This is a genomic window from Kitasatospora sp. NPDC004799 (assembly GCF_040609095.1).
Classification (GTDB): Bacteria; Actinomycetota; Actinomycetes; order Streptomycetales; family Streptomycetaceae; genus Kitasatospora.
The window spans coordinates 1-6,923 of the sequence record NZ_JBEXJK010000418.1; the positions used below are offsets into that span (position 1 = coordinate 1).

Genomic DNA, 6,923 nt, shown 5'->3' on the forward strand with positions numbered 1-6,923 from the left:
CCTGCAGCAGGGCCCGGCCGGCCGCCGGCGGGTCGGGCCGCTGCCCGGCCCGGAGCTGCGCGCCGACCAGCAGGGCGGCGACCCCGGACACCAGCGGGGTGGCGAAGCTGCTGCCGGTCAGGGCCGCGCTCCCGCCGCCCGGCGCGGCCCCCTCGACCCCGCTCCCGGGGGCGAGCAGGCCGTGACCGGCGTACGCGGAGCCCCAGTTGCTGATGTCCAGCGGCTCGCCGTCGGGGCCGGCCGCGCCGACGGCGAGCACCGTCGGGACGGCGGCCGGCACCTGGACGCAGTCGCAGCCGTCGTTGCCGACCGCCGCGACCACCAGGACCCCGCTCCGGTCGCACAGCTGCAGCGCCCGCTCCAGCATCGGGTCCGGCTGGTCCTGGCCGAGTTCGCCGCCGCTGATGTTGATGACGTGCGCCCCCTCCTGCACGGCGCGCTCGACGGCCCGGGCCAGGTCGAGTTGGGGCACCCGGCCCTCGCCCGCGTCCGTGAAGACCGGCAGGACCAGTCCGCGGCAGTGCGGGGCGATCCCGGCGAGCGGGCCGTCGGGCCGGCCGAAGAGCAGGCTCGCGACATGAGTGCCGTGCAGTGACATCGGGCCGTCGCCGGCCGGTTCGGCGACGAGCGTGTCCAGCCGGGTGAGGTCCGCGCCGTCGAAGCAGGGGTGCGACAGGTCGACGGGACCGTCCAGGACGGCGATGCAGACGGCCGGGTCGCCGAGGAGCGCGTCCTCGGGGGCGGGGACGTCGTGCAGCACCGATCTGGCCTTCATGCGGCATCGCCCTTCTCGGGGTCGGGAGGGGGCACGGCCGGTGTGGTGCCGTGCCGCGGCCGGACGGTCGCACCGCGGTGGGCGCGGTCGCCGGTCGCCCTGCCGCCGAGACCTCGCAGCAGGTGCTGCCAGTCAACGGGCCGGCCGTCGCGCGGATGTGCCGGGGGCCGTCGCGAGCGGTGGCCGGACGGCGTCGCGGACGCGTCGCGTCCGCGTGGCGCCACCGCGCCGGCCGTCGTCCGCGCCACGGACCGGTGGATGCACAGGCGGTGACCGCCGGCCGGGCCGCCGGTCGCGCCGGTTCCGGCGCGGAACCGGGCCCTGCTCCAACACCCGTTCGGGGGCGGCCCATTGGAGTGTCGGGCGCCCGGCGGCGGGGCGCGGCGGTGACGCTCGGCGACGGTGGCGGTGACGCGGTTGCGGCGCCGCCGGGACGCCGCCGCAACGCCGTTGCGGCATCCGCGTGACGGCGGTCCGGGGCCGGACGGACACGGCGGTGACAGGCGCCGGCCGCACCCGGGGCTCGCCCGATCGGGTGCGGGCGACGGCCCGTCGCGGCAGAGTGGGGGTGTGTTGTGGGACGGACCGCGCATCGAACTGCTGCGGGGCTTCGAGGCCACCGACGCGGGACGCTGTGTCTCCCTCCCGGTGAGTTCAGAGCACCTGCTGGCCTTCCTCGCCCTGCACGAGGGCGGTGTCCAGCGCGGCGCGGTCGCCGAACGGCTCTGGCCGGACTGCACCCAGTACCGCGCGGCCGCGAACCTGCGCACCGCCCTCTACCACGCGCGGCGGCGCGCCCGGGCCATCCCGATCGAGAGCCCGGGCCAGTGGCTGCGCCTCGCCCCGGTGGTCCGGGTGGACCTGCGCGCCGCGCGCCGCGCCGCGGAACAGGTGGTGGCCGGGCTCGACCGGCTGCCGGCCAGCTGCGACGAACTCGTGGACGACCTCGCCGCCGAACTGCTCCCGGGCTGGGAGGAGGAGTGGCTGACCCTGGAACGCGAGCGGTGGGACCAGCTGCGGCTGTACGCCCTGGAGGGGCTGGCCCACCAACTCTGCGACGCGGAGCGCTACCTGTCGGCGCTGCAGACCGCGCTGGCGGCGATCGCCATCGACCCCGTCCGGGAGACGGCCCACCGGATCGTGGTCGAGGTGCATCTCGCCGAGGGCAACCTCGCCAGCGCGCTGCGCTCCTACCAGCACTACCGCTCGTTCCTGCAGCGGGAGCTCAATGTCGCCCCCTCGCCGAAGATGACCGGGCTGGTGCGGAACCTCCTGCGGATGTGACGGATGTGACGCGGGGACAGGGCTCTACCGCAGCCCGGCCAGGACGGTGAGCAGCCGGTCGACCTCCTCCGGGCCGTTGTAGACGTGCAGGCTCACCCGCACCGAGCTCTCGCTCTCCCCGGCGCGCCCCTGGCAATGGCCGTCGGCCCGCACCATCAGGCCGTGGCTGGCCAGGACGAACCCCAGGTCGTTGGAGCCGATCCCCTCGTGCCGGAAGGTGACGATGCCCTCGCGCCGCTGGACCTCGGAGTCGGCGGCCAGGCTCCGTTGGCAGCCGAGCACCTCGTACCGGGCCAGCCCGCGCAGCCCGTCGGTGAGCCGGGCGGCGAGGGCGGTGTTCCAGCGCTGGATCCGGTCCGGCCCGGCGGCGTCGAGCCAGTCGAGGGCGGCCTCCAGTCCGGCGATCCCGCTGGTGTTGGGCGTGCCGGCCCAGCCGCCGGGCGCGAAGGCCGGGCCCCGGGTGTTGCGGGCCCACACCGCTCCGGTGCCGGGCAGGGCCATCGCCTTGTGCCCGGAGAAGACCACGAAGTCGACGTCCAGCGCGCCGACGTCCACCGGCAGGTGGCCGACGCTCTGCGCGGCGTCCAGGCAGATCGGCACGTCCGGTCCGACCGCGGCCCGGATGCGGTGGACGTTCATGTCGCCGCCGTACACGTGGTGCACGTGGGTGGCGGCGACGAACGCCGTGCGCGGGGTGACGAGTCGGGTCAGCGCGCGGTGGTCGTAGTCGTGCGAGGCCGGGTCGTACGGCAGCTCGCGCACCGTGACGTGCGTGCCCTGACGGGCCAGCAGCCGCTGGGCCTCCAGCCAGGGCAGCGCGTTGGCCTGGTGGTCGGCGAACGGCACGACGATCTCGTCGCCGTCCCGCAGGTGGCGGGGCAGCCAGTCCAGCGCCACCGCGCGCAGCCCCTCGGTGGCGCCGCTGACGAAGTGCACGCCGGAGCGCTCCTGCGGGGCCGGGTCGCCGAGGAAGCGGGCGACCCGGGCGCGGGTGCGGTCGACCAGCGCGGTGGTGGCGTTGGCCCAGGTGTAGGTGCCGCGGCCGGCGTTGGCGTTGGCGGTGGTCAGGTAGCGCTGGACGGCGTCGAGCACCGCCCGGGGCTTCTGCGAGGTGGCCGCGCTGTCCAGGTACGCCTGGTCCGGGTTGCCGGTGATGATGGGGAACTGGGCGCGCAACGCGCGGTGCCAGTCGTGGAGTTCGGCGATGATCCGGTCGGGGGTGGTCATGGCCGTCACCGCTCAGTCCCGGACCAGCGGGGCGCCCGCGTCGCGCCAGGCGATCACGCCGCCGGCCAGGCTGCGTGCGTCCCGGTGACCCATCCGGCTCAGCAGCGCCGCGTACCGGACGGACTTCTCGCCGACCGGGCAGGCCAGCAGCACCGGCTGGTGGGTGCCGAACGGCAGGCCGCCGTACAGGAGTTCGTCGAAGAGCTCGTCGACGATGTTGATCGAGCCCTCGATGTGCAGCGCCGCGTAGGCCTGCGGGCCGCGCAGGTCGACCACCAGTGGCCGCTCCTCGGCGATCCACTTGCGGGCGGCGTCGACCTCGATGGTCCGGGCGGCGGCCAGCTCCTCGGGTGTCACCGTCGCCACCGAGTCGGGCCGGGCGGGCTGGTTGAACAGCTCGGGCCGGCGGCGGCGGAGGTAGCTCAGGTAGCTCTCCACCCGGTCGCAGACGATGAAGACCGCCGTGCGCCGCTCGCCCGCCGCCCGTTCCGCCGACTCGGCGTCCACGGAGCGCAGGTGGCGCAGCGCGCCGAAGAAGGCGGCGCCGCCGGTGGGGCCGGCCGGCAGGCCGCAGCGGCGCAGCAGGGTGAGCATGCCGTCGATGGCCTGGTCGGCGGTCACCGACTCGATGGTGTCGTAGGTGGCCGGGTCGAACAGCCCGACCTCGTGCACCTCGTCGATGGTGCGGATGCCCGGAATGAAGTCGGACTTGTGCGCGACCAGCCCGTGCACGTCGACGGCCGGGTTGTGGGCGCGCAGCACGGCCGCCACGCCGGTGGACGAGCCGGCGGTGCCGACGCAGGCGACGAAGTGGTCCGGGGCGCGGCCGTCGAGGTCCCGGACGATCTCGGGGCCGGTGCCGGTGAGGTGGGCGTCGACGTTGAGCCGGCTGTAGTACTGGTCGGTGTGCAGGTAGCCGGAGTCCGCCGCGGAGAGCATCCGGTGGATGCGGGTGAGCGGGTCGTCGGTGTCGGTCGGGTCGAGGCACTCGGTGCGGCCGGGCAGTTCCTCGATCTCCGCGCCCAGCAGCAGGAGCAGGTCCTTGATCTCGGGGACCCTCATCCGGTTGGTGACGCTCCTGAACCGCAGGCCGTGCATGCCGGCGATCAGCGCGAGCGCCTTGGCGGTGTTGCCGCTCGACAGCTCGACGACGGTGTCGCCGCGTTCGACGGCGCCGGGCAGCGCCTCGCGGGTCATGTTCCAGGCGGCGCGGTCCTTGACCGAGCCGAACGGGTTGAGCAGCTCCAGCTTGGCGTACAGGTCGATGTGCCGCAGGCCGGTGACCGCCGGGTCGATCCGGACCAGCGGGGTGTTGCCGATCGCGTCGGTGATGCTGTCGTACCTCATGTCCGTCCATTCCCCCGGTCTTCCGCGCCCGCCGTCACGTCGGCGGGCCAGTACTGCTCGTCCAGGCGCCACCGCCAGGCGCCGTCCTGCCGGTACGCGGCGACCTTGCGCGCCACCGGCTGGCGCAGCGCCCGGCCGGCGCTGAAGTCCATCAGGTACCCGGCCGTGTTGGCGAAGGCCAGCAGGTCGCCGGGGGCGGGGAGGCGGGGCAGGAAGACCGTCCGGCGGGTGATCAGGTCGGTCTCCAGGCAGAGGTTGCCGATCAGGTACACCCCGACCCCGTCCGGGGCGGCCGGTGCGGTGGGCGCACCGGGCCGGGGGATCAGCAGCGGGTCCATCAGCACCCCGTGCTCCTCCAGGCCGACGTCCCGGGCGTTCGCCTCCAGCCGGACCAGGTGCTCGCCGGCCGGGGTCCGCCGGACCTCCAGGACGCGGGCGAGGGTCGCCCCGCACTGGTCGGCCAGCGCCCGGCCGGGCTCCACCACCAGGTCGTACAGGTTCTCCAGCAGCAGGGTGCCGAGCGGCCGGCCGAGGGTGGGCGCCGGGTACGAGAGCAGCTCGTCCAGGTAGGCCTCGGCGGCCACCGGGCGGTGCGCCGGGTAGAGGCCGAGGGCGCCGCGCAGCCGGCCGGACTCGCCGCGCAGCCCGTAGCCGTGGCCCTGCCAGGTGAGCGCGGGGCGCCGGCCCAGGACGGCGTCGGCCAGTTCGGTGGTGTACCGCTCCCACTGGGCGGCGTCGGCCAGGTAGCTGACCCCGAACCCGCCGCCGATGTCGACGGTGCGGGGGTTCAGGCCGCGGCGCCGGCACGCGTTCAGCACCGTGACGCAGGCCTCCAGCGCGACGGCCTTCTCCGCGATGCCGGTGGTGTCCAGGTGGTAGGCGACGCCGGTGGTCTCGACGGCGTCCCGGTGGCGTTCGAGCGCGTCGAGCAGTTCGTCCAGCTCGCCGAGGTCGGTGCCGAACCGGCTCGGCCGGGTGAGCACCGTGGTGCCCGGCGCCCGGAAGCCGGACAGCCGCGGCAGGGCGCGCACCGGGGGCAGGGCGTGCTTGCGCACCAGGTCGGCCAGGTCGTCGAGTTCGGCCCGGGAGTCCAGGTGGACGGTGACGCCGGTGCGGGCCGCCAGCCAGAGGTACCCGCGGTTCTTCGGGCCGGTGGCGATGATCCGGTCGGGCGGGACGCCGGCCCCGAGCGCGTGCTGGAGCTCGGCGAGCGAGGCGACGTCCAGCCCGGCGTCGGTGGCGGCGAGCCGGCGGACGAGGGCGCTGGAACGGTTCGCCTTGTGGGCGAAGTGGATCCGGCCGGTGAGGCGGTGCTTGCGGTAGACGGCCTGGAAGCGGGCCAGGTTGTCCGCGATCTGTTCGGGCAGGAGCAGGTTGAGGGGGGAGCCGAGCGCGTCCGTCAGGGTGTGCAGGAGGTCGTGTTCCTCCAGGAGGGAGCGGAGCGGGGTCTCCAGCCGTGGTTCGAGATACAGCGGTGAGGGCCGCATGCGAAGAAAACCAGCTCTCGGTGAGAAGTCGGCGTGAGGGTGGTGCGGCAGGGCCGTCGGCGACCGAGGGAAACGGTAGCCGCTTCCCCGGGCGATCGACAGGGCGCTTCGTGTCACGCCATGGCAACGACTGTGCCGGTCCGGAACTCTCCGTTCCCGAAAGACTCTTGACGGTGTGTCAGCGAAGGGCGACCAGGACGGAGCTGGTGCCGTACTGCCACACCGGTCCGGCCTGGCGGAAGCCGGCCTCCCGCAGCAGTTCGGCGTGCCGGGCCGCCGACAGGCCGTTGCCGGCGCCGTCGGTCGGGGGCAGCTGGCGGGCCCGGGCCGTCAGCAGGTCGGCGAACTCGGGGACCCGCCCGGCGGCGGCCCACCACTGGGACCAGTCCTCGGCGGCGGTGGTGCCCCGGCGCTGGGCGCGGCGGCGGCCGATGGCCAGGGCGAGTTCGGCGAGCGGCCGGTCCTCGGGGATCAGGTGGTCGCCGTTGACCAGGACGCCGCCGGGGCGCAGCACGCCCGCGAGGTCGCGGTAGATCCCGAGCAGCGCGTCCGGCGGCGGGTAGTGCAGCGCGGTGGTGGACATCACGGCGTCCAGCGGGCGGTCGAGTTCGAGCGCCTCGACCCAGCCCGGACGGCCGATCAGGGTCTCGACCCAGCGGGCGACCCGGGGGTGCCGGGCGCGGCCGAGGGCGAGCAGCAGCGGGTCGATGTCGACCGCGAGGATCTCGGCGTTGCGGCGTCCGAGGCCTCCCTCCGCCGTTTCCTGCACGGCCAGCCCGGCGTCGACCAGGTCGGCCTGGAGG

6 protein-coding genes are annotated in these 6,923 nt (G+C 75.1%); 1 reads left to right on the forward strand and 5 read right to left on the reverse strand.

Annotated features, from left to right (window positions below):
• On the reverse strand, positions 1–775 hold a 775-nt coding region (locus ABZW03_RS34175), incomplete at its 3' end, for a S8 family serine peptidase (RefSeq protein WP_355267232.1).
• Between the two features lie 570 nt (positions 776–1,345).
• Here ABZW03_RS34175 and ABZW03_RS34180 point away from each other — a divergent pair.
• Positions 1,346–2,059 (forward strand): BTAD domain-containing putative transcriptional regulator, encoded by a 714-nt coding sequence (locus ABZW03_RS34180; RefSeq protein ID WP_355267235.1) that lies wholly within the window; start codon positions 1,346–1,348, stop codon positions 2,057–2,059.
• A 24-nt stretch (positions 2,060–2,083) separates the two neighbouring features.
• On the opposite strand, the gene ABZW03_RS34185 is transcribed toward ABZW03_RS34180, so the two are convergent.
• The 4 genes from ABZW03_RS34185 to ABZW03_RS34200 form a co-directional block, all read right to left on the reverse strand.
• Complete coding sequence (locus ABZW03_RS34185) at positions 2,084–3,286, reverse strand: aminotransferase class V-fold PLP-dependent enzyme (protein ID WP_355267238.1); 1,203 nt, start codon at positions 3,284–3,286, stop codon at positions 2,084–2,086.
• Positions 3,287–3,298: 12 nt separating this feature from the next.
• Positions 3,299–4,633, reverse strand: coding sequence for a pyridoxal-phosphate dependent enzyme (locus ABZW03_RS34190; RefSeq protein ID WP_355267241.1), 1,335 nt, complete (start codon positions 4,631–4,633; stop codon positions 3,299–3,301).
• A complete protein-coding gene (locus tag ABZW03_RS34195) occupies positions 4,630–6,120 on the reverse strand; it encodes a Y4yA family PLP-dependent enzyme (RefSeq protein WP_355267244.1) in 1,491 nt (496 codons plus the stop codon). The genes ABZW03_RS34190 and ABZW03_RS34195 overlap by 4 nt, the downstream gene beginning before the upstream one ends.
• A 178-nt stretch (positions 6,121–6,298) precedes the next feature.
• A partial coding sequence (locus tag ABZW03_RS34200) for a class I SAM-dependent methyltransferase (RefSeq protein ID WP_355267247.1) occupies positions 6,299–6,923 on the reverse strand: 625 nt, incomplete at its 5' end.

Coding starts and splice junctions, on each gene's coding strand:
- ABZW03_RS34195 (WP_355267244.1), bottom strand. CDS start 6,120: ATGCGGCCCTCACCGCTGTATCTCGAACCACGGCTGGAGACCCCGCTC.
- ABZW03_RS34185 (WP_355267238.1), bottom strand. CDS start 3,286: ATGACCACCCCCGACCGGATCATCGCCGAACTCCACGACTGGCACCGC.
- ABZW03_RS34190 (WP_355267241.1), bottom strand. CDS start 4,633: ATGAGGTACGACAGCATCACCGACGCGATCGGCAACACCCCGCTGGTC.